Consider the following 25,727-nt stretch of genomic DNA (forward strand, 5'->3'; position numbering starts at 1 on the left):
AACAGGGAAGTTTTATGTCAATTAAAGGCGTATTCCAGCGCTCTTTGTCTGTATTTCAGTCGAAGTGGTTAGTTACATTGATAGGCTTCGTGGCTCTCTCACTGCTTATTTGGTTTGGTGGCCCCTTACTTGCCATCGCAGGGCATGAACCTTTAGCAAGTCCCGTCGCCAGATTGGTGATGTTACTCATCTTCGCGATAACGTGGGGAGCGATTAATGTCGGCCACCAGGCGCGTCACCGCCGTCATAATGACGAAGCAATTAAAAGTCTATTAGATGGTGATGATGAAAGTGGCGAAGATGTATCTGACGAAGAGGTTGCCACCTTAAAAACACGCATTACTCAGGCGTTGGAAATCCTGAAAAGCGCTCGCTTGAATAAAGGTCAGAGTGTGTATCAGCTGCCTTGGTATGTTCTCATTGGCCCACCGGGCACCGGCAAAACTACCGCGCTGGTCAATTCAGGTTTGGAGTTTCCATTAAAAGATAAGCTGGGCGCAGATGCGTTGTCAGGGATCGGTGGTACAAGACATTGTGATTGGTGGTTTACTAATCAAGCTGTGCTAATTGATACTGCCGGTCGGTATACCACGCAAGATAGTCATGCCAAGAGAGACGCCCGTGCTTGGCTTGGTTTTTTGGGATTACTAAAGAAATACCGCCCACGCCGGCCAATTAACGGCGCCATTATTACAGTGAGCCTCGCCGATCTATTAACGCAAACGAAAACCGAGCGAAACCTACATGCCAGAGCGATTAAGCACAGGGTGCAGGAGCTACAAAATCAGTTTGGTATGCGTTTTCCCGTCTATGTCATTCTTACTAAGGCAGATCTAGTCGCAGGTTTCTCTGAGTTCTTTTCTGACTTTGACAAGGAGCAACGCGAGCAAGTGTGGGGTATGACCTTCCCGTTAGATGTCGAAGACAGCGAACGCGGTGTGGTTGGTGAATTTAATAAAGAGTTTCATGGTTTACTCTCTTCGTTACGTCAGTCGATGAACCAGAAGCTGTTGCAGGAACATGATACCGATCGTCGAACGCTGATCTATGAATTCCCGAAACAGTTGCGTATGTTGCAAGCGCACGCAGATGATTTTTTGAAAGAGATCTTCGCGCCAAACGCATTTGAAGAAGCGCCAATGTTGAGGGGCGTTTACATCGTCAGTGCAACCCAGGAAGGAAAACCGATCGACCGTGTCATGAATTACACGTCTGGCGGCCTTGGTTTAGGACAGATCCCGCTGCGTCACTCCGCCGGTGATACAAAAGGTTTTTTCTTAAAGCGTTTGTTAGAAGATATTATCTTTCCAGAGCAAAATGTTGCGTCCACTAATCTACACCATGAGAAGCAGCATCGTTGGTTGACCCGCGGCGCTTTGGCGGCATCGATGTTGCTCACGCTCACTTTTTCGCTACTTTGGTATGGCAGTTATAGCTGGAATCACAGCCTGATTGATCAAAGTGATGCGGCCGTCCAACGCTATCGTGAGATCGTTGGTGGCGAGTTAACCAAAGATGCCGACGTTGTCACGCTCGGGCATGCCCTTTCGGCGCTTAGAGAGCTGCCTGCAGGGACGGACGGAACTGTCATCAATGAAGATGGGATTAAGGGGTTAGGTCTATACCAAGGGGAAAAAATCGGTCAACCGGCAAAGTCTGCATATACCCGAGCGTTACAGGGCTATTTAGCGCCGTTCATGGCGAAAACGCTGGAACAAGAGATGCGCGCTAATGAAGACTTTTTGGAGTTTTTGTATGAATCGCTAAAAACGTATTTGATGTTGTTCGATGAATCAAAGCGGGATGAAACGCAGATCATCAGTTGGTTCGAGGTTTATTTTGAACGCAAGTTACCTGGTGAGATAAACAAAGATCTGCGCGTGGCCTTGATTGGTCACATCCGGCAATTGAATTTATTGGGTGTCGATCCTTCGTTCAAGGATGAACAGGCAACAGCGAATGCTCGCGCTGTACTAACTCAAATGCCGCTCTCTGAACGTGCATATCAGCGCCTCCGAACTGAATTTCTAAGCAGCCATGTACCAGATTTTCGCCTGACAGAAGTGCTGGGAACCGATAGCCTTAGAGTGTTTCAACGGCGCAGCGGTAAACCGCTGAATCAAGGCGTTCCGGGGCTATACACCTATCAGGGCTTTCACACCTTATTTCAATTGGAAAATGGCCGGGTGGTTAAACGGCTGATGGAAGATAGCTGGGTATATGGTGATGAACTCGGCGAACTCGGAGGACGCGCGAAAGATAAGCTAGCGGCCGAAGTGAGTTTGAAGTATTACCGCGATTACATCCACTTTTGGGATGATCTATTAGGTGACGTTGAGTTAAAGCCGTTTACTGACAGTGAACAGGGTGCTTATCAAGCGAAAGTGCTCGCCGGCCCTGAGCAGCCTCTGCAGAATATCATCGAGGCGGTACGTGAGCAGGTTGCCTTGACCAAACTACCTATCAGCGATGAGGCAGCGGCAGCTGGCGAAGTGGCGGCAAGCGTCGCCGATGTTGCCCTGGCACGGCAAAAAAGCAGGATCAGTCGTTACCTACCAAATAGTATGCCCGATATTGAGGTGCAACTGCCGGGAGCAGAAGTAGAAGCACATTTTGAAGGTGTTATCGAGATCACCGATGCTGAACTGGGCAAACTGCATCAATCCTTAAAATCCTTACATCGCTATCTAGATCAGCTTTCAGCTCCCGGAGATAACGATAAAGCTGCTTATATAAGTCAGTTGGGGGGGAATGGGCAAGGCAAATTGAGCCGTGCGATGTATCAGGTTAAGCGTAGCCTGCCTTCACCATTCGATCAGTGGATAAATGGCCTAGCGAATCAGACCTCGAGCTTGGCCCAGCAAGGGGCTCGTACCCATCTGAATGATATCTGGCGCGATAAAGTATTGGCAGAGTACCGTTCAGCTATCAAAGGGCGCTACCCAGTAACGCCATCTAGTACCAAGGAGGTGACGTTAAAGGACTTTGGCGGATTTTTTGGCTACGGCGGCACGCTAGATAGCTTTTTTACTACATACCTAGAGCCCTTTGTTGATACCTCTAAAACAAATTGGCGTTTTGAGAAAAATATCGGGGTTAGTGCGTCGACGCTGAAAGTATTTGAACGGGCAAGGCGGATCCGGGACGCATTTTTTGCCGACGGATCTCAGATCCCCCATGTTGAGTTTGGCTTAAAACCCGCGTATTTGGATCGTAGCATTAGCCATTTCATGTTGGAGTTGGACGGACAGACATTGTCTTATCGCCACGGCCCGTTGCGCTTATCTAACTTTGAGTGGCCGGGAAGACAAGCTGAGCGCACGACACGGGTAATGTTTGCACCACCAAGAGTTGGGCGTTCAATAACTGCAACCTATGATGGCGATTGGGGATGGTTCCGCTTACTTGATAAGGCCGCCGAATCAAGGCCTGAAACCGTCAAGGACAAGTTGGTGCAGATATCGTTACAAGGTAATAAGTTTGACGTGGAGTTGATACCTAGCAGCGTTAATCATCCATTTTGGAATGCAGATCTGGAGCGTTTTAAATGTCCGATACAGCTATAAGTGGATCTTTTGGCTATTGTGGCAAACTCCCTGCGCGGCGGGACTTTGTTAAAGATGGATTGCCGGAAGCGTTTGAGCAGGTTTGGCATGAATGGATCCAATCTGCTTTGGCGGTGAGCAAAGAGCAGCTAGGCGATCAATGGTTGTCATGCTACCTAACGTCACCTATTTGGCATTTTGCGCTTTCGTCCGGGGTCTGTGGCGATGAAACCTTGGTTGGCACTATGATCCCGAGCGTTGATGCGATTGGCCGTCACTATCCGTTTACTTTGGTTGCGGGTGTCGAAGAAGCTGCAATTCATTATTGGAAAGATAGGCAGTGGGGTGACTACACCTCGGAAAAAGCATTAGATGTGTTGGATGACGATATTGATCTTAAAAAATGGGCAAAAGGCCTCGCGGATGAGCACCCCTTAAGCGAGGTTGCAATAGAGCCTGCGGATCTCAACGCCGTTGCGAACAAAGGCAGTGGTATTGTGTTTTCTGATAGCGGTCTATCGAGTTGTCCGGCGATATTAGATCAGTATTTAAAAGAACAACACGACGCCTATTGTATATGGTGGACCGAGGGTTCAGAACTAGTGCAACAGTGCACCTTAATCACATCAAAGCTGCCTTTGGTCAGTCAGTTCGCGGCAATGCTTGATGGTGATTGGAAGGCGTGGGGATGGTAAACATGAAACAGAAGAGCCTCTGGCACTATTTTAGCTTTTCCCAGACTCACCAAGGAAAAGTTCGCGACCATAACGAAGATGCGTGTTTCGACAACCCTGAAGCTGGGGTTTGGGTGGTCGCGGATGGTATGGGCGGGCATGAAGCGGGTGAAGTGGCTAGCCGTATCGTTATTGACTGCGTAGAAATGGCGGTGAAGGACTTAACCGCGGAGCAGTTATCAATTGATAAACTCAGAACCGCGTTAGAGCAGGCTAACGAACAGATATTACGTCACTCAGCCTCACACCTCAGTGGGAAAACTATTGGTGCCACCGTTGTCCTACTATTTATTCAAGATGGTTATTTTCACTGCTTATGGGCCGGAGACAGTCGCCTTTATCTTAAGAGGGAGGGGCGCTTGCTGCAGAAATCTCGCGATCATAGTCAGGTGATGGATATGGTCAGCGAAGGTTTGCTGTTAGCGTCGGAAGCTGAAAGCCATCCCCTAGCCAATGTGATCACAAGAGCAGTAGGTGTACACAGTGAATTAGCGTTAGACCAGGTTTCTGGGGTTCTTTTATCCGGGGATCAGTTTCTCTTATGTAGTGATGGCTTGAACAAAGAGCTGTCCGATGAAGAGATTGCCAGCTGCTTCGCTGCTGATAGTCTAACCAATGCGGGTATGGCGATGTTGCATACCGCATTAGTTAAAGGTGCGTCTGACAATGTCACTATCGCGTTAGTTCGCGCTACTGAAGAGGCTTCTGCTTCAGAGGTGCGTCATATAATTGACGATACCATACCTATATTTGACACTTTTCAACGTTAGGGGATTGAAACTAAGTTAATCCTCTTATACTCTTTAACGCCAATGCAGGATGCAGTTTGGTTTACAGGACTCATGGACGACACTTTGTTAGATATCTCCGCGCTCATCGCGCCTATTTCTGAAGAGGCCCCAACGGGGATCGATCCTCGTCTTGATGTCACGCCCACATCGCCATACTACACACTTAAAGATGTGCGGAACACGGCACGGGCGAATGAGCGTAATGCGCTTATCGACAATGAATCACTACTAAGCTTGTCATCTCTTTGGCAACCTATTGCCGACCAAGTCCCCGAGTTACTGCAGAGCCATTATAAAGATTTAGAGCTAACCGCTTGGCTAATAGAAGCACTCGCGAGGCTCCATGGATTTGCTGGCCTGGCAGCCGGATTTTCGCTGGCGACACATCTTATAGAAGACCATTGGCAACAGCTTTACCCATCTCCAGATGAGGAGGGGCTTGAGACTCGCATATCACCCCTGATTGGGTTGAATGGCATTGAAGGCGAAGGCGCATTGTTGATGCCAATCTCATCGATCCCCCTGACACCAGAGAGCGGCGAATTTAGCTTTTCTCTTTGGGAATACGAACAGGCGCTAGAAGTAGAGCGATTGGACGACGAAAAGAAGCGCAACCGTATTGATGCTGGTGCAGTTGAGTTGGCCGATGTGTTATCAGCAGCGAAGGCTGCACCCAAGAGTTTCTTTTTGCAACTTAATAGAGATGTTGGTAATGCCATCGCGTCGTTTGAACGACTCTCTATGGCGATGGATGCTGCCTGCAGTTCCCCGCAACCAACTTCGCAAATAACCAAGCGCCTGAATGCTGCCCAAGAAGCGGTGGTCTATTTGGCTGGCGACAAATTGGTTGAGATGCCAGAGTCTGCCGAAGAGCGTGGTGCAGATGAAGAGCTAGGCACAACATCGCAGGCTTTTGGCTCGCAATCTCACGTCGCTAATCGAGAGCAAGCGATAGAAACCCTACGTCAAGTTGCTGCGTTCTTTAAGAGCTCTGAGCCACATAGCCCAATGGCTTATGGCATTGAACAAGTTGTACGTTGGAGTGACATGTCATTACCGGATCTGCTCAGTGAACTGATCAGTGATGGTGAAGCTAGAAACGGTTATTTCCGTTTAACGGGAATACCCATTGAATAAGTTGTTATTTGCCCAGAAAAGCGGCGCGGACGGGTCGCTTGGGTGTGGAACATTGAAAGGAGATCAAGATGAATAGTATCCACGGCAAGCTGTCCCGGGTACGTAAACCTCGGGTTCACATTACCTATGATGTTGAAACAGAAGGCACGACGGTTAAAAAAGAGTTGCCTTTTGTTGTTGGCGTTATGGGTGATTTTGCAGGGCAAAATACCAGTGCCTTAAAACCGTTAAAGGAACGCCGCTTTATTCAAATCGACCGTGATAACTTCGATGATGTGCTTAAGCGCATGAATCCAAAGTTGGAGTTTAAAGTTGATAACAAGATGGCTGACGACGGCACAGAGATGAAAGTGGCACTTGAGTTTAATTCAATGTCTGATTTCGAGCCTGCAGCAGTTGTAAATCAAGTCGACCCTCTGCGTAAGCTAATGGAAACTCGCAATAAATTACGTGATTTGATGACCAAGATTGACCGTTCAGAAGATCTGGAAAACATCCTTGAAAAGGTGCTTAGTAATACTGGTGATCTTGAGAAATTAGCTGATGAACTGAATATATCAACTAAGGAGCCTGCAGAATGAGCACGGAAGCAGCAGAAGCATTAGCCACAGAGACGGCAGAGGTTACCAGTTCGTTACTTTCTCAAGCGATTGACGCGACCAAACAAACGGAAAGTAGCCGTGCTCAAGAATTGATTAAGACGCTGACCGAAGAAGCGTTATCGGGCACTGTGAAGTGGCAGAAAAACTTAACGGTCACATTTAATGAAGCAATCGCAGCGATCGATGAAACAATATCGCGCCAACTTGCTGCCATTATGCATGATGAAGGTTTTCAAAAGCTTGAAGGAAGCTGGCGCGGCTTGAATTACCTTGTCATGAATAGTGAAACCAGCCAAACGCTTAAAGTTCGTATGCTCAACATGAATAAGAAAGAGCTGCACAAAGACTTAAGCAAAGCGGTTGAATTTGACCAAAGCCAAATCTTCAAGAAGGTATATGAGTCCGAGTTCGGTACACCTGGCGGTGAGCCTTATGGTGCGCTTATCGGTGATTACGAGTTCACTAATCACCCCGAAGACATTGAAACCCTTAGCTTGATGTCCAATGTGGCCGCTGCGGGCTTCTCACCATTTATCTCTGCCTCTTCACCATCACTGTTTGGCTTCGACGACTGGACAGAACTATCTAAGCCGCGAGACTTGGAAAAGGTATTCGAATCACTTGAATACAGTAAGTGGCGCTCATTCCGTGAGAGTGATGATAGCCGTTTCGTGACATTGACGATGCCGCGTGTTTTGGCTCGTCTGCCGTATGGCGAAGCGACGACTTCGGTAGAAGAGTTTAACTACGAAGAGTTTGAAGTTGACGCTCAGACGAATCTGTCTAAGACCGCTGAACACGATGATTACTGTTGGATGAACGCGTCTTATGTAATGGGTGTGCGTTTAACCGAAGCATTTGCAAAGTATGGTTTCTGTACTGCTATCCGTGGCGCGGAAGGCGGTGGTCGTGTTGAAAACTTGCCATCACATCTATTTGTTAGTGATGATGGCGACCCTGATCTGAAGTGTCCAACAGAAATCGGTATTACAGACCGCCGAGAAGCTGAATTGGGTAAATTAGGGTTCTTGCCGCTTTGTCACTATAAGAATACCGATTATGCCGTGTTCTTTGGTGGTCAGTCTTGCCAAAAACCTAAGCGTTACGATAACCCTGAAGCAACTGCTAATGCAGCGATCTCCTCTCGACTGCCTTATATGATGGCGACCTCGCGTTTTGCTCATTACTTGAAAGTGATGGCAAGGGATAAGATCGGTAGTTATATGGAAGCTGAAGATGTTGAGGCTTGGTTGAATCGCTGGATCCTAACTTTTGTGAACGCATCAGAAGGTGGCGGTCAAGATATTCGAGCCAAGTACCCGTTAGCGGATGCCAAGGTTCAGGTGAAGGAAATACCTGGAAAGCCTGGCGCATATAATGCTATTGCATGGTTACGCCCCTGGTTGCAGATGGAAGAGCTGACCACGTCACTTCGTTTGGTCGCCAAGATCCCTGAAATTGGCAGCTGATCGTTTTTAGGCTTACCGGGCAATAGCTTGGTAAGCCTAGCAGTGACACAAGGAAGTGGATAAACATGGGTGCTGAGTTTAAGGCAACATCGGTTGGCGTAAGTGAAAGCAAAGAGCAACACGCTTTGGCGGTTTTGCGTGCTAGGCTTCTGCGCGCGATAACCAGTATCGATAAAAAAATCCAGCAACAACTTGATACCATTCTCCACCATTCTGCCTTTCAGCGACTAGAGGCTAGTTGGCGAGGGCTCTGCTATTTGGCAGAGCAAACTGAGCAACATGATCGCAACGGTTTGTGCCGTATTAAAGTTATTTCGCTTAGTTGGCATGAGTTGAGTCGTGATATTAATCGCGCAATCGACTTCGACCAAAGTGAGTTCTTTAAGCTGATCTATAGCAATGAATTTGATATGGCGGGTGGTGAGCCATTTGGTCTTTTAGTTGGTGATTACGAAGTCAGTCATCGTCAACGTGCCGGCGAACAGTTGAATGATATTAATGTGTTGAAGGAGATAGCATCTACCGCAGCTGCTGCCTTTGCGCCGTTTATTACTTCCGCGTCGCCGACATTGTTAGGTGTCGACAAATTTAGTGAGCTGTCATCGGTGTCCGACGTGTCAACACAGTTCCAACAGCTGGATTACCTTAATTGGCGCCGACTCAGGCAGATGGAGGAATCCCGTTTTCTCGGTATAACACTGCCACGGATATTAATGCGCCGTCCTTATATGAGAGATGGTAGTCGGCAGGAAGCATTCCATTATCAGGAGTGCGTGGCCTCCGGCGAACAGGATCTCCTTTGGGGTAATGCTGCATTTGGCTTTGCTGCGGTGCTTGTGCGAACTTTCGCTGAATGTGGATGGTTCAGCCAAATTCGTGGGTTACAACCTGGAAAACAAGCGAACGGGCTAGTGTGTGAGCTTCCCTGTCGCGTCGCTAGCGAAATTGTCGAGACAGGCCTAGGTATGAATAGTGTTGACCTGCAAGTTAGTGACCGTCTCGAGAAAGCGTTGTCAGACTCAGGTCTGGTACCGTTGTCCACCGTTCCGTATTCGCCGCACTTGGTCTTCTATAGTAATGCCTCCGTGCAAACGCCGATGGCATACGATTCTCCAGCGGCGACTATCAATTCGCGGCTGTCGTCCATGCTTCAGTATGTCATGTGTGTATCCCGTTTCGCTCACTACATAAAAGTGATGGGGCGGGATCTGTTAGGCACCTATGAAACATCTTCCACCATCGAATCAAAGTTACAGCGCTGGCTCCATAGTTATACGACCGCCAGTGATAATGCATCAAACGAGGTCAGAGCTAAGTACCCGTTAGGTGAAGCAAATATAGAAGTTAAAGAAAAACTTGGTCAGCCGGGACACTATTACTCGGTCATCAGACTTCGTCCGCATTTTCAGTTGGACCAGATGGTGTCGAGTATGCGCTTGGTTACTGAATTGTCCCCCAAATTTAAAACAGCCGTGTGAGAGCCCCATGAAGGAACTAAAGACATTAATACAACAGGGAAAGTTAACCGATGGTATTCAATATCTCGGAGAAAAGCTAAAGGCTGACCCTCTGAATATCGACTATCGCAGCAGTTTTATTGAACTGCTTTGCATAGATGGTCAGATCGAGCGGGCTGATAAGCAACTTGATATGCTGGTGCGTCAACACCCTGAATGCCTCGGCGGCGCCAGCAGTCTGCGTCAACTTATCCGCGCGGCGCAAGCTCGCGTTGACTTCGCTAATGGTGGTGACACTGTCACGTTGACGAGTGAAGCAGATGACTCGTTCAAGGCATTAGTCGGTTTGCGCATAGCGATGAAAGAGCAAAATGCAGAGGCGATCACGACACATGCAGAACAGCTGGAGAGCCTTCGCAGCGAAGTGCAATTGGGCATTAACGATGTTCTCGAGACGACTGTTCGAGATCTTGATGACACCTTGTGTAACTACGTCGAAGTGTTTGGTACTAACGGTCTCTATTATCTGTTCCCGTTGAGCCAAATAGAGAGCATCGCTTTTAAACCGGTGAGCTCTTTGGTTGAGTCGGTGTGGCGTCGCGTAGAGATAGAAGTTAAAGACGGCCCTGGTGGTGATGCTTTCATCCCTATGACGTATCTCGGCTCGGAAAGTGATCAGGAAAAGCTCGGTCAAGAAACTAACTGGGCGCAACTTGAAGGTAGCGAAGTCTATGTTGGCCGGGGACTCAAAGTTTGGCTGGTTGGCGAAGCCGATTTAGCACTGAACGCGTGCGCGACGGTGAAGTTGCACGAGAATGTGCGCTGTGAAGCTGTATCGGTCTAGCCGTTAATGCCACTGCACAGTAAACAACCCCTGCAGCGTTCATTACTGGATCGTTTGATTGATGATGACCCTAGCGGTGTTCGTGACAGTAAAGCGATGACTAATTTCGGTCTTCGCGAGTTACGTGACAGTGTTCGCCGGGATCTTGAAGCCTTGCTGAACTCTCGAAGTAGTTGGTTGGAGATCCCTGATCACTATGAAGAGCTTCAGGCTTCGTTGGTAAATTATGGTTTACCTGACTTTTCCTCTATGCAGACGAGTAACTTAGAGGGGCGTCAAAGGCTGTGCCAGATAATAGAAGAGGTTATCTTGCGCTTCGAGCCGCGATTTGTAGAAGTATCAGTAACGGCGCTGGATGAAGAGATGCCATTAGATCGCATTTTAAAGATACGTATTAACGCATATTTGCATGCTGATCCGCTCCCCGAAGAGGTTTCATTTGACTCAGAACTGGAGCCTGTTCATTTAGGTATGCTTGTGAAAGAGGTTCATGGATGAGTGATCAACTGCTGAAGTACTATAATCGCGAGCTTTCTTATATGCGAAATATGGGAGCAGAGTTTGCCAACCGTTACCCCAAGGTAGCGGGAAGACTTCGAATGAGTGAGGAGGTAGTCGAAGACCCTCACGTCTCGCGTTTGCTTGAAGGTGTTTCTCTACTAACAGCTCAGGTGCGAAGAAAGCTGGATGACAGCTTTCCAGAGTTAACCGATGGTTTGTTAGGCATGTTGTACCCTGACTATCAAGCGCCGATCCCCTCAATGTCCATTATTCAGGTATCAAGTCAGAACCTGACGGATTCTGCATTAAAATTACCTGCACAATCCGTGGTGGAAAGTCGCAACGAAGGCTATAAAAATTGCACTTTTAGAACATGCTATGAGACCGATGTTTGGCCAATCAGTGTTGCAGATGCATCTTTTATTAATGCGCCGTTTAAAGATCCTGTAGGGCCTTTTAGTAAAGCACAGTCAATGTTGCGTCTAAATGTCACAGGCGACTTTACGAACGTTGAGCTGAAAGAGATGGGGATTGATCGATTAAGATTCCATCTTAATGGACAACCACAGGTTACACTGCCTTTGTATCAACTCATATTCCAATCGGCGCTTGGAATTGCCATAAAATCAGGCGCAAAGGGACAAACTCGGTACTTGCAGCCGAGACACCTCAAAAGAGTTGGTTTTGATAGTCAGCAGGCCGTGGTGCCATATAGTAAAAGAAGCTTTGATGGCTACCGGTTGTTAGTTGAGCAATTTGCCTTTCCTGAGAAGTTTCTATTTTTCGAACTTGATGAGCTTTTGCCCGAGTGGTTGGGTGATGATAACAAGGTTGAGATAACCCTCTTTTTTAGTGCGCCTTCCGAAACACTCACCAAGCAACTCAACAAAGAGCATGTTTTGTTAGGCTGTACGCCGATAATCAACTTGTTTGAACAAAAAATGGAGACGTTTGAAGTTAAACCTGCGCGATATGAATACCAATTAACTCCGCAATATGGTGATGCTGATGCACGGGAAGTGATCAAAATTGACAATGTAGAGGCGTTTGATCATCAGGGTGAAAGGCTACAACTGAAGCCCTTTTATAGTGAATCCCATCCGCGGTATTCAAATCAAAACGATCTTTATTGGAGCAGTCGGCGCGAGTTAGTTAGCTGGGCCGGTGGCTTTACTGAGCCAGGCCATGAAACTTATCTCTCGGTCATCGATCCAGAGGCTCAGTTAGTGGAGTTGGAAGAAGAGCAACGTTTGGTTGTTGATGTTACTGCCACTTGTAGCAACAGGAACTTAGCTAGCCGCTTACCATTTGGTGTTGGCCAGCCGAAACTTCAAATAAGTGCAAAAGCAGACCTTATTAAATCTGTGCGGTGCTTGGTGCCGCCAACAAAACCGATACGCCCGGCCCTTGGTGAAGCGACACGATGGCAGTTGATGCGCAACCTTTGTTTAAACGATTTTGCAGATGGTAATAGCCGCGAAATACTGGTTGATTGTCTAAAGTTGTACGACTTTACGTCGTCACCACAAACCGCATCCATGATTGACGCTATTCATTCGGTGGAGGTTAAACCAGCGACATCTAGAGTCGTAAGCAAGGGTAGGGTGGCTTTTTGTCACGGTTCAGAAGTCATTATCGAGTTTATCGAGGATGAGCTTTCGGGGAGCCAACTGTTCTTTTTTGGTAGTGTCTTATCTGAGTTCTTTTCTCTATTTGCAGCGGTTAACAGTTTTACGCAATTGTCGATCAAACTCCGTTACCAGAACCGTCATTTTCATCAATGGCCTGCAGTTTCTGGTGGAGTGCCTTTGCTATGAATCTAAACGAGTTGGCAAAGAATACGCACCATTATGATTTTTTTGAAACCGTGCGTTATATACAAAAACAGTGGCGCGGTGCCGATGAGGTGCATTGGATTGGCACGGACAGTCTGCCATCAAAAGAGTTGGTTCGCTTTAAAACATCTCAACACCTTGGTGTCCCAAGTCACTCTGTTGAAAATGTTCATATCGGCCCCTACCTGATTCGCAGTCATAAGAGAGTTAAACTGCAGACCGCGCTGTTTGGCTTAACCGGTGTTAACGGTGTGCTGCCGAAGCATTACTCCGAACTCGTTATGCAGCGAATTAAAAACAAAGACACCGCGATGGCGGAGTTTTATGACCTGTTTAATCACCGAGTTCTGTCACTTTTTTTCCGTGCTTGGGAAAAATATCGGGTCCCCGTAGCGTATGAGAATAAACCTAACGGCCAACGGAAAACTTTAGATGATGTTATGCACGCGTTTGCCGGTGGCTCTACGAGTTTAGAAGCCTATTATGGTGGCTTGTTTGCTAACAAAATTAGAAATGCCAAATCGCTACAGAATATTCTTGAAGACCTTAGTGGTAGCGTCGTTTCAGTTAAACAATTTGTCGGGCGCTGGCTGTCATTGCGCGAAGAAGAGCAGACTCGACTTGCGGGGCGTCTGCAACCGGAAGGGCAGTATGCAGCCCTTGGTATGGGCGCAACCATAGGTAAAAAAGTATGGGATACAAGTTCGGCAATCGATATTGAGTTTCATGTGGATAGCATGGAAAAGGCGCGGGCATTGCTACCGGGGATGAAGCTCTTCATGGCGGTAAAACGGATCAGTGAACGATACCTCCCCGCGGGTATGAAAGTACGCTGGCGAATGACAGCCCAATACGGTGATCTGCCGAGCGCTGTTCTTGGAAGTCGCAGTCCGGGGCTCGGACAAGGTGCTGGATTACAAGTAAGAAGTCAGAGGCTAACAGAACAAACAACGATAACCATTGCATAAATTTATCAATAACAACATCTACTACTGATTAACTGGAAAGGATACTGGTATGTCCACGATGACATTGAAGTCACTCGTTGAAAAACTGTCACCCAATTGCAAAGTAAGCTTAGAATCGGCTGCCGCATTGTGTCATTCGAAGTCCCACCAGACGGTTGAGGTGCTCCATTGGCTGTCTACGCTCGCATCTAATGAGCAGGGAGATTTTGCCCTATTAGCTGATTACTTTGCCGTAGATATGGGCGAACTACGGTCAAATCTTAATTCGAGTTTGGACAAGCTAAGTAGCGGCTATGATTCGTCTCCGGGACTGTCACCGCAGTTAGTTGCGTGGCTAAAATCAGCTTGGATGGCTGCAACAATTGAGTTTTCCGATCATCAAATTGGTACAGTTCATCTACTCTATGCGTTGATTAATGACGATCAATTAGTCACCGCCACTATGCGCTATACCACTACGCTGGAGGCGATTAGCCCAGCGAAATTAGTTGATGTGTGGCCGGAGCTAAGACAGAAAAGCGTGGAGATCACGACCGATCAAAACACAGCACACGCCGGAGTTCAAAAGGCTACCACTGGCGGTGCGCTGGCGCAGTTCACAACTGATCTGACTGATATGGCCAAACAGGGGAAAATTGATCCTGTATTGGGGCGTGACATAGAGATACGACAAATGATCGATATCCTAACGCGGCGGCGACAGAACAACCCGATCCTAACGGGGGAAGCTGGTGTGGGTAAGACGGCGGTCGTTGAGGGACTAGCACAGCGCATTGCAAACGGTGATGTACCTGATGCGGTTAAGCAGATCCGTATACTTTCGTTGGATCTAGCGTTACTTCAAGCCGGTGCCGGCATGAAAGGTGAATTTGAAAGTCGCCTTAAGAATCTGATCAAAGAAGTAAAAGCATCTGAACAGCCAATCGTGCTTTTCATCGATGAAGCGCACACCTTAATCGGAAGCGGTGGCCAAGCAGGACAAAATGACGCGGCAAACCTATTAAAGCCCGCCCTTGCGCGAGGGGAATTACGTACTATCGCTGCGACTACATGGGCTGAATATAAAAAATATTTTGAGAAAGACGCTGCATTGGCGCGTCGCTTCCAGGTAGTAAAAGTGGAAGAACCCTCGCCAGAAACTGCGGTGGTTATGTTGCGCGGTATTCTACCAATCATGGAGAAGCACCATGGCGTGTTCATATCTGATAGCGCACTGCGCGCGGCGGTGACGTTATCTAGTCGTTATATTACGGGCCGCCAACTACCAGATAAGGCTGTTGCGTTGCTTGATACTGCATGTGCGCGTGTAGCGATGAGCCAAGCATCAGTACCACCCACTTTAGAACAAATTAAAAAGAAAAAGTCAGAGCTGACCGCTGAAGTTGCACTGTTAGAAAAAGAGCAGGTAACCGGATCTGATCATGCTGAAACGATCACTGAATTACGTGAAGCACTGACTAACATTGAATCTGAAGAGTCGTGTTTAGAGTCCGCTTGGCGCGATGAGAAAGCGATAGTTGAACAACTCAACGATCTGTATCACACGCTCTATAATTCCGAAGGCCAACAAGCCGACGAGGAAAGTCGGTCGAAACTAATTGCGCTTAAAGACTCAGTTGAAGCCACCGCTGCGCCATTAGTTCATCAGTCTGTAACACCAACATTAGTCGCTGAAATTATTGCGGATTGGACCGGTATTCCTGTTGGAAGAATGCAGGGCGATGAGATTAAGACCGTACTAAACCTTAGCGAATCGATGCAAGAACGTGTCGTTGGGCAAGATCACTCATTGGCACTGATCGGAAAAGTTGTACAAACTGCCCGGGCTCAATTAGCAGACGAAAGAAAGCCTAACGGTGTTTTTCTTCTTTCCGGTCCCAGTGGTGTAGGTAAAACGGAAACGGCGCTGGCTCTCGCTGAACAGATCTATGGTAGCGAGGACGCAATGACGGTTATCAATATGTCGGAGTTCAAAGAGGAGCATAAAGTTTCTCTTCTTCTTGGTTCACCTCCGGGTTACGTTGGATTTGGCGAAGGCGGTGTGTTGACTGAGGCGGTTCGCCGTAAACCTTATAGCGTTGTATTGCTTGATGAGATGGAGAAAGCTCATCCAGGTGTGCAGGATATTTTTTACCAAGTCTTTGATAAAGGTACGATTAAGGATGGTGAGGGGAGTGATATAGATTTTTCCAATACCATCATTATTATGACCTCAAATGTTGGAACTGACACGATAATGCGGTTACATGAAGATCCTGATACCGCGCCGTCTACCGAAGGGCTGTTAACAGCAATAAAACCTGATCTGCTAGAGGTCTTCAAGCCCGCGTTTCTTGGTCGGATAAATGTAATTCCATATCTACCATTAAATGATGGGTTGTTGACTATTATCGCTAAGATGCAACTTGATAAGATAGCGGGAAGAATCGAACGTGCATACCAAGCATCTACAGAATATTCTGAAGCGCTAATTAACCATCTAATTTCTCTCTGTGATGATGCAGGCTCAGGTGCGCGTGTTTTACACAATAATTTGCAAAATATTCTTTTACCCAACCTATCTTCAGAAGTACTACTCGCGTTGTCTGAAAATAGAGAGTTTGATCATGTTGTTTTGGATGTAGAGAATGGGGAAATTACGATCGGCCTATTGTAAGTTAGGTGGCGCTAATTTAGGTTGAATGAAAGGTTTAATTATTTAAATATATCGTTGTTTATAGTTTGTAAATATCGGCTATAAAGATATAATCACTGTGACCAATAAATGTTTTCGGTCGCTAAGCCAAAAGGAATTGGCACTTCAAACCCGCTCGGGAATGAGCCAATTTCCTTTTGTCAATATCACAAATCATCAACGAAGTGATGATATATAAGTTGCAGTTAAATCATTGGCTGTGACATTGATAATGCTAAAGGAGATTAGCGTGCAAGCAAATACTTATCTAAATTATGAAGGCATCAAAGGTGAAGCAACAGCTGAGCAGTATAAAGATCTGATCACCTTGCTTTCTGTTGATTGGGCAGTAAATCGTGAAATTACATCTTTCACTGGTACTGCACAAGATCGTGAAGCAAGTGCTACAAGATTAGGTGATATTACTATCACTAAGATGCAAGATAAGGCATCACCAGATCTGTTCAAAGAAGCAACCATTGGTAAAGGTAAAAAAGCGGTTTTCCACATTACCAAGCAGGGTGAGAAAATCGAAGAGATCATGAAGATTGAACTGACTGACGCTATGATTTCTAGCTATTCAGTGTCAGTACAAAACGATCGTCCAGTTGAAACGCTGACTATCTCTTATACCGAGATGATGATGACAGTGACACCTACCGACGACAAAAACAATGTTCAAGCACCTATGGTTTATGGCTATAGCGGTGTTAAAGGACAGCAGCTGTAAGCGCAAGCTACTCTGTATAAAGGGGTGCTTAGGCACCCCATTTTTAGTTACTGAAAAGTAAATAGGTAAGCCATGGAAAAGGCGTCGCAAGACAACAATATCATTAGCGTTGAAACTGATCTTGGAAAAGACAAACTCCACATTACTTCATTGGAAGCCGTAGAGAGTATTTCCACCCTATTTAGTATTCAACTTAACGTATACGCTAATGAAGAACTCGTTGTCTGTGATCGGATGATCGGTACTGATGCGACGATAACTATATTGCTTGGAGGTAATAAAAAACGTTATTTACACGGACAGATCACAAATTTGAGGTCCTTGGGTAGTCGTGTTTCAGCTGATGCCGATGGCCATAAGTATCAAGACTATCAACTTACCGTTTCTCCAGATCTTTGGTCTCTCAATAGACGAACAAACTGTAAGATTTTTCAAAAGAAAAATATCGAAGATATTGTTAGAAATATACTTTCTGTATATGGAATAAAATCAAAGTTTGAATTAAATAAAACTCACGCCGTTTACGATTATAAAGTTCAATATCATGAGAGCGACTTCTCATTTATCTCAAGGCTATTAGAAGATGAAGGAATATTCTATTTCTTCGAACACGTAAAAGGCGCACATACGATTGTATTTTCCGATGATGTAGCCTCCTATCGTAAAAGTCCAGAAGGTCAAGTGGCTTACACGACCGGAAGCCTTTCTGAGGCCCACATCCACAGCTGGAGTGGCTCAATTAATCTACCGTCAACCAAGGCGGTTATCGCTGGATACGATTTTGCTAAGCCTACAAAGAAGCCGTGTGCCACAGCAACAGAAAGTGACGAACTCGAAGTCTATGAATATGTAAGTGAATCAGAATGGAATAACCGTTCCAACCTTGCTGCAGAAGTTACTCTCGCGTCCTTGCAAAAAGACCGGATTGAGGCCAATGCCAGCAGTAATTGCAGAAGCTTTACGGCAGGGCACTATTTTTCTTTTTCTGCCCATGAAGATCCGGCCGAGATTAACAAATCATATCTCATTACTAAAAGTCATTTAGTCATAAAAATTGCCAGTCAAACTGGTGCCGAGAAACAACAAGACCAGCTCATTACTAATAGCATTAGCTGTATACCTGTTGACGTCTGTTTTGTGCCCAGTCAACTCACCGTTAAGCCGACTATCACGGGTGTGCAAACTGCCGTAGTGACTGGGGATTCGACTGACGAGATAACGATCGATAAGTATGGTCGAGTCAAAGTGCTTTTCCATTGGGACCGTGAAGGAATTCTTGATAGTGCCAGTTCATGCTGGGTAAGAGTGGCGCAGAACTGGGCGGGAGACCGTTGGGGAGCATTCTTTTTTCCGCGTAAGGGACAGGAAGTGCTCGTTGAGTTCCTCGGTGGGGATCCCGATCAGCCGATCATCATTGGTGCTGTATATAACGGCGATTTGATGCCGCCTTATGATCTTCCTTCGGAAAAGACGGTTTCCGGAATTAAAACCCGATCATCCAAATCTGGCGGCGCCGATAATTTTAATGAAATAAAATTTGAGGATGCAAAAGGTAAAGAGCTGCTATATGCCCAGGCAGAAAAGGATCTCGAATTACTCGTCAAGAACGATCGCACTGAAACTATTAAAAGAGATCGTCTGACTCAGATTAATAAAGATGACACCACAGCGATTAAAGGTGAACGGGTTACCGAGGTTGGTAAGAGCGATAAATTGACCATAGGTAAAGAGCTAGTTATCGATGCTGGTAGCAAGATAACGATAAAAACTGGCGGTGCATCTATAACGTTGTCGAGTAGTGGTTCGGTAGATATTAAAGGCTCGAAAATTTCAATAAATGGCAGTGCTATCGCGTTAAAAGCTGGCAGCATTTCTCTGAACTAAGGTTAGGGCAATTACAATGGGAAAACCTGCGGCGACTTTAACCAGTTTCCACGTTTGTCCAAAGGTGACGTCCAAGGTCCCCCACGTCGGAGGGCCTGTCGTCGGCGGCTCTGGCAACGTACTAATCGGTGGCTTACCAGCGGCGTGTAAAGGGGATAAGTTGATCTGCATAGGCCCCCCCGACACAATTAAACAAGGCTCAAGTAGCGTTAAAATTAATGGTAAACCCGCTGCGAGGCTGGGCGATGGTACGGCACATGGCGGGAAGATAGTCGTTGGTAATCCGACGGTACTAATTGGTTAGCGATGGCCTTAAAATTTTCAGATTCAAAGTTTTTTCTCGGTGATACCGCGTTTGAGGATCAACTTATATTTCCTGCTGATGAGCTACCGGCGGTAGATTATTTGGCTTATAAAGCGCACCAACTACGCGCGCGATTTAGTCATTCATACCAGTTCCAGGAGGGGCTAACTAAGTTCGATAGACTTCAGGCCTATTTGTTGTCGAAAAGAGATCTCCTGCGTGAGCAAGTCAGTTCTGATCTGCCTGTTATCTTTTTAATGCCGCAACTGTCCCCGTCTGCAGATGAAGCGGGGAAGCTAGCTTTTGACTTGGTAACCACGCTCTTTCCTGAGCTCGCCACCTCTGCCAACTGTTATCTCTACCCTTATGGGCGCGCATCTGCATTAATGGGTATGAAGCGTTTAGATACGCTCCTTGAACAGTCACAGGTCACGCACGTTACTATTGTCGCTGCTGACTGCTCTGCATTATCGCTGACTAATGAATATGTAGCGAATGATTGTATATTGCTTACTCGCGTCGCAAAGAGCGATGTTGGTGTCCTGATTCCCTGGCTCAAAACGGAAGCGCAACTTACTACGACGGAGGTGGGTGGTGCTGTCAGTGCCATTTTCAGCGGCTATGTGACAGAAATAGGGTCTCCTGTAGACCAGTATTGTGTGACGCACGCAGCGGAAGAGCAGCGAGATGAATGGCTTTGTAGCTATCAAAAGTTGGCTAAGGTGCTCTCCCCACGAACTAAAACGAGCTTTTCTAACTTATTCCTTGGCGAGCTTGGTGCAGCCAGCGGCCTGTTTGAGGTTTTAAATTACTATCGCCAAGGAGTCGCACAAACTTCGTGTGATGTCGGCAACCGGTTGCAATTAGATATATCAGAATATGCATATCGGTCTGCAGCCCTATTAACTTGGCAAGGATAGATTGGCTGCGAATTTGGAGCGGGTGAAGGGAATCGAACCCTCGTATGCAGCTTGGGAAGCTGCCGTTCTACCATTGAACTACACCCGCATTTTCAACCTAGAATCACCTATTTCTGCCGAGTTAACAATAATAAAGTGACTACTCTGCATCCTGTATTACTTCTTCCAGAAAACCTTTTGCTTCAATGGTAGCTTTACTCGAGCGCGCTTTATATACGGTTCCACTTTGCACGCGGCGATGGCGAATGGTACTAAGCATGTGGCGATGGCCATTTGAATCAATATACAACCACTGCCGATATTGTTTCGACCTTTTTAGCGCGAGGTTGTGAGTTCTTGCTCCAGAACCGCCTAACTCTATGCATATCCTTTTCCATTCTGGCCCGTGAGGTCTTATCGCTTTACTTCTTCCATACAAAGAAGCGATAACAAAGTGGGCTACCTCATGGGGAAGAGTTTCATTTTCAAAGAACGCTTTATCAGCGGCGATCGCTTTGGCATTAAACTCCAGATGACAGTGGGTTAGTTGACCAAATAGCGAGAACTGCGTTGTGCACTTACCCGCTGCCACACCGGTCAGATTAAAGGAGTAGGTTGGGCGTACATTTACGCTAGGGTAACGTTCTTCTACGCAAGAGAGTAATGATATGACAGCCTGAGAGTAGATAGTTAAATCCTTGATGTTGCTTAATACTGAGGTTTATCTTTGCTTCCGTATGCTGTCATCGTCGATGATTCTTACGGCGAACTATATCTGTGATGATAATCACCTTAACTAGGCTCTCTTTTTACAATCGCCTTGCGCTGGATCACGACCTGCTCAAAATCCGTTCGATGAAGCCAATCTCTATTGTTAATGTTACCGAATAGCGATGCTGAAAAATTGGGCGTATTTATGTTGGATCAAGCGATCAGAGAAATCAAATCCGGTGCCAGAGGCTTTAATCGAAATGAGGTCTTTGCCTTGGCGATAAACGAAGGTTATAGCGCCAATCATGCACAAGAATTAAGTAATGCGCTTCATGATGCCGTTCAAAGTGATTGGCAGTCGGTTAGCGTCCTACTAGATACGTTAGAGATGCGCGGTTACAGTGATTTGATCGGTGAGCTGGCACAATGGTAATCTAGGAGAACTAATTCGGTTTATAAAAGACCACAAGGATGTGAGAAAAATGCGCAGTTTCTATCAAGTCTCTCTTCTCTTTATATCTATTGTTTCGTCAGCTATCGTCGTGGCGGGTACCTACACTGTAACCAACGTAAAATGTGAAGGTGGCTGGGTAACCCGTGAAGACGACAAATTGGTTGTGATATCTAAGTGTGGCTCCCCAGTGTTGTCAGATGTGGTCTCCGGCGATGATGAAACCAAAGTTGAACGCGTCGGTTTTCAACTCGAAAATGAAAAACAGATCACGATCTTCACATTCAAAGCCGGAAAAGTGGTCTTAATTGAGAAGATTAGTGATTAAAAGAAATGAGCTCTGTTACTATCTGCTGCATTGTTAGTGCGAAACGAGTGAACGGTAAGTAATGGTAAGCAAAGTGCAATCGGTTCTGTTTGTATGTATGGGGAACATCTGTCGTTCGCCAACAGCTGAAGCCGTCTTTAAAGTAAAAGCCGAAGAGGCTGGTTTTAATATAAAGTCGGATTCCGCCGGTACTATTGGCTACCATCAAGGCACTTCACCCGATCCCCGTGCGCAAGCGGCAGGGGAGTTGCGCGGCTACTTTTTTACAGGTCTCAAAGCACGAAAAATCGTAGCAAGTGATTTCCAAGAGTTTGACTTAATATTGGTGATGGATAACCAAAATATGGATGACCTAGCCGAGATCTGTCCGCCGGAATACCGCGAGAAGATAAAACTCATGCTCAGCTACGGAACCTCCTCATTGTCAGAAGTACCCGACCCGTACTACGGCGGAGCAAAAGGTTTTGAAGTGGTACTGAATCTACTTGAAGATGCTTGTGATGGTTTAATCCGAAGCTTCAAGTAGCGCCATCGTTTCCTTACCCAGACACCAGTTCATTACCTAATCTATATCTATGCCCGGGATAGATTAACCGGGCAAAACTTACCGCACTCTTGTCACTCAGCGTCTGCCTGGTTACCTGTATACAGGGTTGTGCTGCATCAATCTTAAGCCATTCGCACATACTTGATGTTGGTAGAATTGCTTCTATTTGATGGCTGGCCTCCGTCAGTGGCGCCACACCACAGAGATAGTCGTGGGGGGTCGTATGATTGAAGTCTTGAGCAAGATATTGCGGCGCGAAATCGGGGTTGACCGCACGCTGCTCCAATTGCACTGCAATGCCATCTTGCAGGTGTACTATCATGCTGAAAAACACCTCGTTGCCTTCCGCTGTACCGAGCGCAAACGCTGTTTCGCGATCGGCGGGGCGCGATGTCAGCAAAAGAACTCGGCTCTTATAGTGGCTTCCACGTTCACGGATCTCATCGGCAATATTCTTGAATTCAAAAATCGGTGATTGGCCACGAGGATCACTGACAAAAGTGCCACGCCCCTTAACTGAAAAGAGAACATTTTTTGCCACCAATTCTTGTAATGCCCGTCTTGCCGTCATACGGCTAACGCTGAACGTGGAAGCTAGCTGATTTTCGGAAGGCGTTTGTTGATTAGGTTTGAGTGTTCCTTCCCTGATCGCATCTCTAATTGATTGTTGGATATCTAAAAATTTAGGCATGTAAGCTCCAACTCCCTTATAGTGTGTCATACCCTTAGAGCTATCAATATAGCAAAGAATACAGTTGTATATACAGCGGATATTGCACTGCTTAGCCGGCGTTCAGGAGAGTCACCAGTGATGAAGAGTGTACGTTTATTATCGAGCGCTTTTATGGCCACAGAAGAGAGTACTCAAACTGCGATGCTGGAAGCATTTAGTCAACTGCCTGAAGACACTGCGGCTGCCGATAATCATCTGATCGACAGTATGCTGGGTTTGAACCGTGACGGCTCGGAGTATGTCTTAATCTTTGTGCGAACGGCGCCAACGAGAAAGTTATCTACGCTTGTGCTCGAAGCGCTTGCCATTAAGCTGCTGAATAGCCACCCTGAGAATAAGATCTGTGCCGGGTTGGAAGTGGACCAAGCTGATGTCAGTCGCGTTGTTCACATGGCTGCCATGTGCAACCTTAAAGTTGTACTCATCGGTGGTGGCCCAGAAACGCTGATAGGCATGACCGAAGGGATCGGCGCTTATACTGGCGCGCCCCTCGCCAGCTTGTTTCTTCAAGCTGATAACGTCGAACTGCCGCAGCCTGAATTATTGCAAGCTGCTGTTATGCAATACGAAGAGGGTGAAGTGGGCCGTTTATCGGCAATGGCGGGGACGGTTGTAAAGCCGCTATTTGCAGCGTTAGAAAGAGCCTGCTTTAGCGATCTGAATACACTATATAGTGCTGATGATGTGTCATGGTCGAAAGCGGTTATTACTCATGCGGACTATCTTGCTGACTCAAAACTGCCTTCGATGATGACTATTGATTTGGCGCGGATAGCGGTGGAAGAGAACGGAACGAGGCAACTGCCGATCTCTATGGCACACGCTAAGGTGTTTTTGTCCCGCAGTTGTAATCGCCTCAAAAGTCGATATTTACACTTGGCACCGCCAGCAAAGCTCAGTGATAGGCAGTGCGCAAGTATGATAGCGGAGCTTATTCTCCGCTTCTATCAGTCACATGAAGCTAGAAGCTCAATCAACTTGAACTACCAAACCCTTTAGATAGAGCCCTTCAGGGTAGCTGCTTAACACTGGGTGATCTTGACTTTGGTGAAGCCACTTCAAAAACCACGCTTCGCGACCTGCGTCTAGTGCCGCGTCTGCGACAACCTTTTGGAACAGGTCCGTTGGCATCAGGCCTGAGCAGGAAAAAGTAAGCAAGATCCCACCGGGCTTAAGCAATTGCATTGCAATCATATTGATATCTTTGTAGCCACGGCAAGCACGAGTTAACTGTTGCTTACTGTCGACGAACTTTGGTGGATCAAGAATGATCGTATCGAACTGCTTTCCTTCTGCCCGATAACGACGCAGCAACTTAAACACATCTTCACGAATAAACTCAGCCTTGCTGAGATCCAACCCATTCAGCTCAACATTTTGCTTGGCAATATCGAGTGCGGGTTGTGACATGTCGACGTTGACCACATGAGCAGCGCCAGCTTTCAGAGCATAGGTACCAAAACCGCCGGTATAACTAAAGCAGTTGAGTACAGTTTTATCTTTTGCGTAATCAGCACTGACCAGACGATTATCTCTTTGGTCCAGGTAATAGCCTGTTTTATGTCCTTGCTGAATATCGACTAGCAGCTTTAAGCCATTTTCTTCAATAACGGCTTCAGTGGAAGGCATCTCACCATGCAACAGGTTGGTAACCGGTAATAAGCCTTCTTTCTTGCGAACATCTACGTCTGAGCGTTCATAGACTGAATGCTCCGGGAAGACATGTTGCAGTGCCGCTACGATAGCGCCGCGCCAACGTTCGCCACCGGCTGAGAGTAGCTGACACACCACCGTATCGGCATACTTATCGATAGTGATCCCCGGTAAGCCATCAGACTCTGCAGCAACAACGCGATAGGCCGTCGGAAGGTTATCCGCCAACACTTTAAGTTTACGGGCATTCGCCGCCGCAATACGACGAAGGAAAAATGCTTCATCTACTTCTTCTGACTCGTCAAAAGTCCAGATACGGGCACGTATTTGAGACTCTGCGGAATAGGCGCCTCTGGCTACCCAACTGCCGTCGGTTGCGTATATATTGACCGTATCACCCAATTGCGGTTTGCCTTTAACTTTACTAACGGCGCCAGAAAAGACCCAGGGATGGCGTCTGAGTAATGATTTTTCACGGCCTTTGGCTAATGTAATTGAGGCTGTCATTGTTCTATTCCAAGATAAAAGAGGCGGGATTGTAAGGGCTAAAGCGTAGCAGGGATAGCAGAATCATGACTTAACTCAACGCAAGCTAAACTTCAGGAAACGAAAAAGAGGCGAAAATAACGATGCGAGAGGCGAGGTTGTGTCTTGTCGAGGGCTATGTTCAAGGTGTTGGCTTTCGTTACTATACTCAGCAGGAAGCGCTAAAGCGCGGACTGTCGGGCTATGCCAAAAACCTGGTGGATGGTCGGGTGGAAGTATTAATCGAAGGCGAATTGAGTGCAATTAGTGCCATGTTGATGTGGTTAGAAACTGGGCCGCGAACAGCGACTGTGGAGTCTTTACAAATAGACCAAGTACCGTGCGCTAATGTTAGCGAGTTTCGCACCTTATAGAAGAAAATGCGTCACGCAAAAAAGAACCCGG

At 46.7% G+C, this 25,727-nt stretch carries 24 protein-coding genes and 1 tRNA gene; 21 read left to right on the forward strand and 4 right to left on the reverse strand.

Annotation, left to right across the window (positions count from 1 at the left end; all coding sequences use genetic code 11):
• The first annotated feature begins 14 nt into the window (after window positions 1-14).
• From tssM to EXY25_RS02315, 16 genes are all read left to right on the forward strand, one after another.
• The gene (gene tssM, locus EXY25_RS02240) at window positions 15-3,566 is read left to right on the forward strand and encodes a type VI secretion system membrane subunit TssM (RefSeq protein WP_130565574.1); all 3,552 of its coding nucleotides are present in this window, start codon (window positions 15-17) and stop codon (window positions 3,564-3,566) included.
• Window positions 3,548-4,240 (forward strand): type VI secretion system-associated protein TagF, encoded by a 693-nt coding sequence (gene tagF / locus EXY25_RS02245; protein ID WP_130565575.1) that lies wholly within the window; start codon window positions 3,548-3,550, stop codon window positions 4,238-4,240. Before tssM ends, tagF begins: the two co-directional genes overlap by 19 nt.
• Window positions 4,241-4,242: 2 nt before the next feature.
• Window positions 4,243-5,049 (forward strand): PP2C family protein-serine/threonine phosphatase, encoded by an 807-nt coding sequence (locus EXY25_RS02250; RefSeq protein WP_130565576.1) that lies wholly within the window; start codon window positions 4,243-4,245, stop codon window positions 5,047-5,049.
• 72 nt (window positions 5,050-5,121) lie between these two features.
• Complete coding sequence (tssA, locus tag EXY25_RS02255) at window positions 5,122-6,207, forward strand: type VI secretion system protein TssA (RefSeq protein ID WP_130565577.1); 1,086 nt, start codon at window positions 5,122-5,124, stop codon at window positions 6,205-6,207.
• Window positions 6,208-6,275: 68 nt separating this feature from the next.
• On the forward strand, window positions 6,276-6,788 hold the full coding sequence (gene tssB, locus EXY25_RS02260) for a type VI secretion system contractile sheath small subunit (protein ID WP_114336642.1): 513 nt from the start codon (window positions 6,276-6,278) through the stop codon (window positions 6,786-6,788).
• A complete protein-coding gene (tssC, locus tag EXY25_RS02265; RefSeq protein WP_114336641.1) occupies window positions 6,785-8,278 on the forward strand; it encodes a type VI secretion system contractile sheath large subunit in 1,494 nt (497 codons plus the stop codon). The genes tssB and tssC (EXY25_RS02265) overlap by 4 nt, the downstream gene beginning before the upstream one ends.
• A gap of 65 nt (window positions 8,279-8,343) precedes the next feature.
• Window positions 8,344-9,756, forward strand: coding sequence for a type VI secretion system contractile sheath large subunit (gene tssC, locus EXY25_RS02270; RefSeq protein WP_114336640.1), 1,413 nt, complete (start codon window positions 8,344-8,346; stop codon window positions 9,754-9,756).
• Between the two features lie 7 nt (window positions 9,757-9,763).
• Window positions 9,764-10,579: a type VI secretion system accessory protein TagJ gene (locus EXY25_RS02275; RefSeq protein ID WP_130565578.1), complete on the forward strand. Its 816-nt coding sequence runs from the start codon at window positions 9,764-9,766 to the stop codon at window positions 10,577-10,579.
• Between the two features lie 6 nt (window positions 10,580-10,585).
• Entirely contained in the window at window positions 10,586-11,077 is a 492-nt protein-coding gene (tssE, locus tag EXY25_RS02280) for a type VI secretion system baseplate subunit TssE (RefSeq protein ID WP_130565579.1), read from the forward strand.
• The gene (tssF, locus tag EXY25_RS02285) at window positions 11,074-12,897 is read left to right on the forward strand and encodes a type VI secretion system baseplate subunit TssF (protein ID WP_130565580.1); all 1,824 of its coding nucleotides are present in this window, start codon (window positions 11,074-11,076) and stop codon (window positions 12,895-12,897) included. The genes tssE and tssF overlap by 4 nt, the downstream gene beginning before the upstream one ends.
• Entirely contained in the window at window positions 12,894-13,883 is a 990-nt protein-coding gene (gene tssG / locus EXY25_RS02290) for a type VI secretion system baseplate subunit TssG (RefSeq protein WP_165419227.1), read from the forward strand. The genes tssF and tssG overlap by 4 nt, the downstream gene beginning before the upstream one ends.
• 49 nt (window positions 13,884-13,932) lie before the next feature.
• A complete protein-coding gene (tssH, locus tag EXY25_RS02295) occupies window positions 13,933-16,539 on the forward strand; it encodes a type VI secretion system ATPase TssH (protein ID WP_130565582.1) in 2,607 nt (868 codons plus the stop codon).
• A gap of 268 nt (window positions 16,540-16,807) precedes the next feature.
• On the forward strand, window positions 16,808-17,287 hold the full coding sequence (locus EXY25_RS02300; RefSeq protein ID WP_114336858.1) for an Hcp family type VI secretion system effector: 480 nt from the start codon (window positions 16,808-16,810) through the stop codon (window positions 17,285-17,287).
• Window positions 17,288-17,359: 72 nt separating this feature from the next.
• The gene (locus EXY25_RS02305; RefSeq protein ID WP_130565583.1) at window positions 17,360-19,171 is read left to right on the forward strand and encodes a type VI secretion system Vgr family protein; all 1,812 of its coding nucleotides are present in this window, start codon (window positions 17,360-17,362) and stop codon (window positions 19,169-19,171) included.
• Between the two features lie 16 nt (window positions 19,172-19,187).
• A complete protein-coding gene (locus tag EXY25_RS02310) occupies window positions 19,188-19,475 on the forward strand; it encodes a PAAR domain-containing protein (protein ID WP_114336633.1) in 288 nt (95 codons plus the stop codon).
• Between the two features lie 2 nt (window positions 19,476-19,477).
• The gene (locus EXY25_RS02315) at window positions 19,478-20,395 is read left to right on the forward strand and encodes a hypothetical protein (RefSeq protein ID WP_130565584.1); all 918 of its coding nucleotides are present in this window, start codon (window positions 19,478-19,480) and stop codon (window positions 20,393-20,395) included.
• A 14-nt stretch (window positions 20,396-20,409) separates the two neighbouring features.
• On the opposite strand, the gene EXY25_RS02320 is transcribed toward EXY25_RS02315, so the two are convergent.
• Window positions 20,410-20,483: transfer RNA gene (locus tag EXY25_RS02320), tRNA-Gly, on the reverse strand.
• Between the two features lie 51 nt (window positions 20,484-20,534).
• Window positions 20,535-21,077: a SprT family zinc-dependent metalloprotease gene (locus EXY25_RS02325; protein ID WP_130565585.1), complete on the reverse strand. Its 543-nt coding sequence runs from the start codon at window positions 21,075-21,077 to the stop codon at window positions 20,535-20,537.
• A gap of 168 nt (window positions 21,078-21,245) precedes the next feature.
• Between EXY25_RS02325 and EXY25_RS02330 the strand changes: the two genes are divergently transcribed.
• The 3 genes from EXY25_RS02330 (at window position 21,246) to EXY25_RS02340 (ending at window position 22,390) form a co-directional block, all read left to right on the forward strand.
• Window positions 21,246-21,518 (forward strand): hypothetical protein, encoded by a 273-nt coding sequence (locus EXY25_RS02330; protein WP_130565586.1) that lies wholly within the window; start codon window positions 21,246-21,248, stop codon window positions 21,516-21,518.
• A gap of 49 nt (window positions 21,519-21,567) precedes the next feature.
• Complete coding sequence (locus tag EXY25_RS02335) at window positions 21,568-21,864, forward strand: DUF2845 domain-containing protein (RefSeq protein WP_130565587.1); 297 nt, start codon at window positions 21,568-21,570, stop codon at window positions 21,862-21,864.
• A gap of 61 nt (window positions 21,865-21,925) precedes the next feature.
• Window positions 21,926-22,390: a low molecular weight protein-tyrosine-phosphatase gene (locus EXY25_RS02340; protein ID WP_114336628.1), complete on the forward strand. Its 465-nt coding sequence runs from the start codon at window positions 21,926-21,928 to the stop codon at window positions 22,388-22,390.
• Between the two features lie 13 nt (window positions 22,391-22,403).
• Here EXY25_RS02340 and hutC read toward each other — a convergent pair whose 3' ends face one another.
• On the reverse strand, window positions 22,404-23,102 hold the full coding sequence (gene hutC / locus EXY25_RS02345; RefSeq protein WP_114336627.1) for a histidine utilization transcriptional repressor HutC: 699 nt from the start codon (window positions 23,100-23,102) through the stop codon (window positions 22,404-22,406).
• A 117-nt stretch (window positions 23,103-23,219) separates the two neighbouring features.
• On the opposite strand from hutC, the gene EXY25_RS02350 reads away from it, so the two are divergent.
• Entirely contained in the window at window positions 23,220-24,143 is a 924-nt protein-coding gene (locus EXY25_RS02350) for a hypothetical protein (protein WP_130565588.1), read from the forward strand.
• Here EXY25_RS02350 and EXY25_RS02355 read toward each other — a convergent pair.
• The gene (locus EXY25_RS02355; protein ID WP_130565589.1) at window positions 24,114-25,304 is read right to left on the reverse strand and encodes a class I SAM-dependent methyltransferase; all 1,191 of its coding nucleotides are present in this window, start codon (window positions 25,302-25,304) and stop codon (window positions 24,114-24,116) included. The genes EXY25_RS02350 and EXY25_RS02355 overlap by 30 nt on opposite strands.
• Before the next feature lie 137 nt (window positions 25,305-25,441).
• Here EXY25_RS02355 and yccX point away from each other — a divergent pair, with 137 nt between their 5' ends.
• The gene (gene yccX / locus EXY25_RS02360) at window positions 25,442-25,696 is read left to right on the forward strand and encodes an acylphosphatase (protein ID WP_246019478.1); all 255 of its coding nucleotides are present in this window, start codon (window positions 25,442-25,444) and stop codon (window positions 25,694-25,696) included.
• The last annotated feature ends 31 nt before the right edge of the window (window positions 25,697-25,727 follow it).

The sequence above is a fragment of the Corallincola spongiicola genome, assembly GCF_004284785.1.
Lineage (GTDB): Bacteria > Pseudomonadota > Gammaproteobacteria > Enterobacterales > Neiellaceae > Corallincola > Corallincola holothuriorum.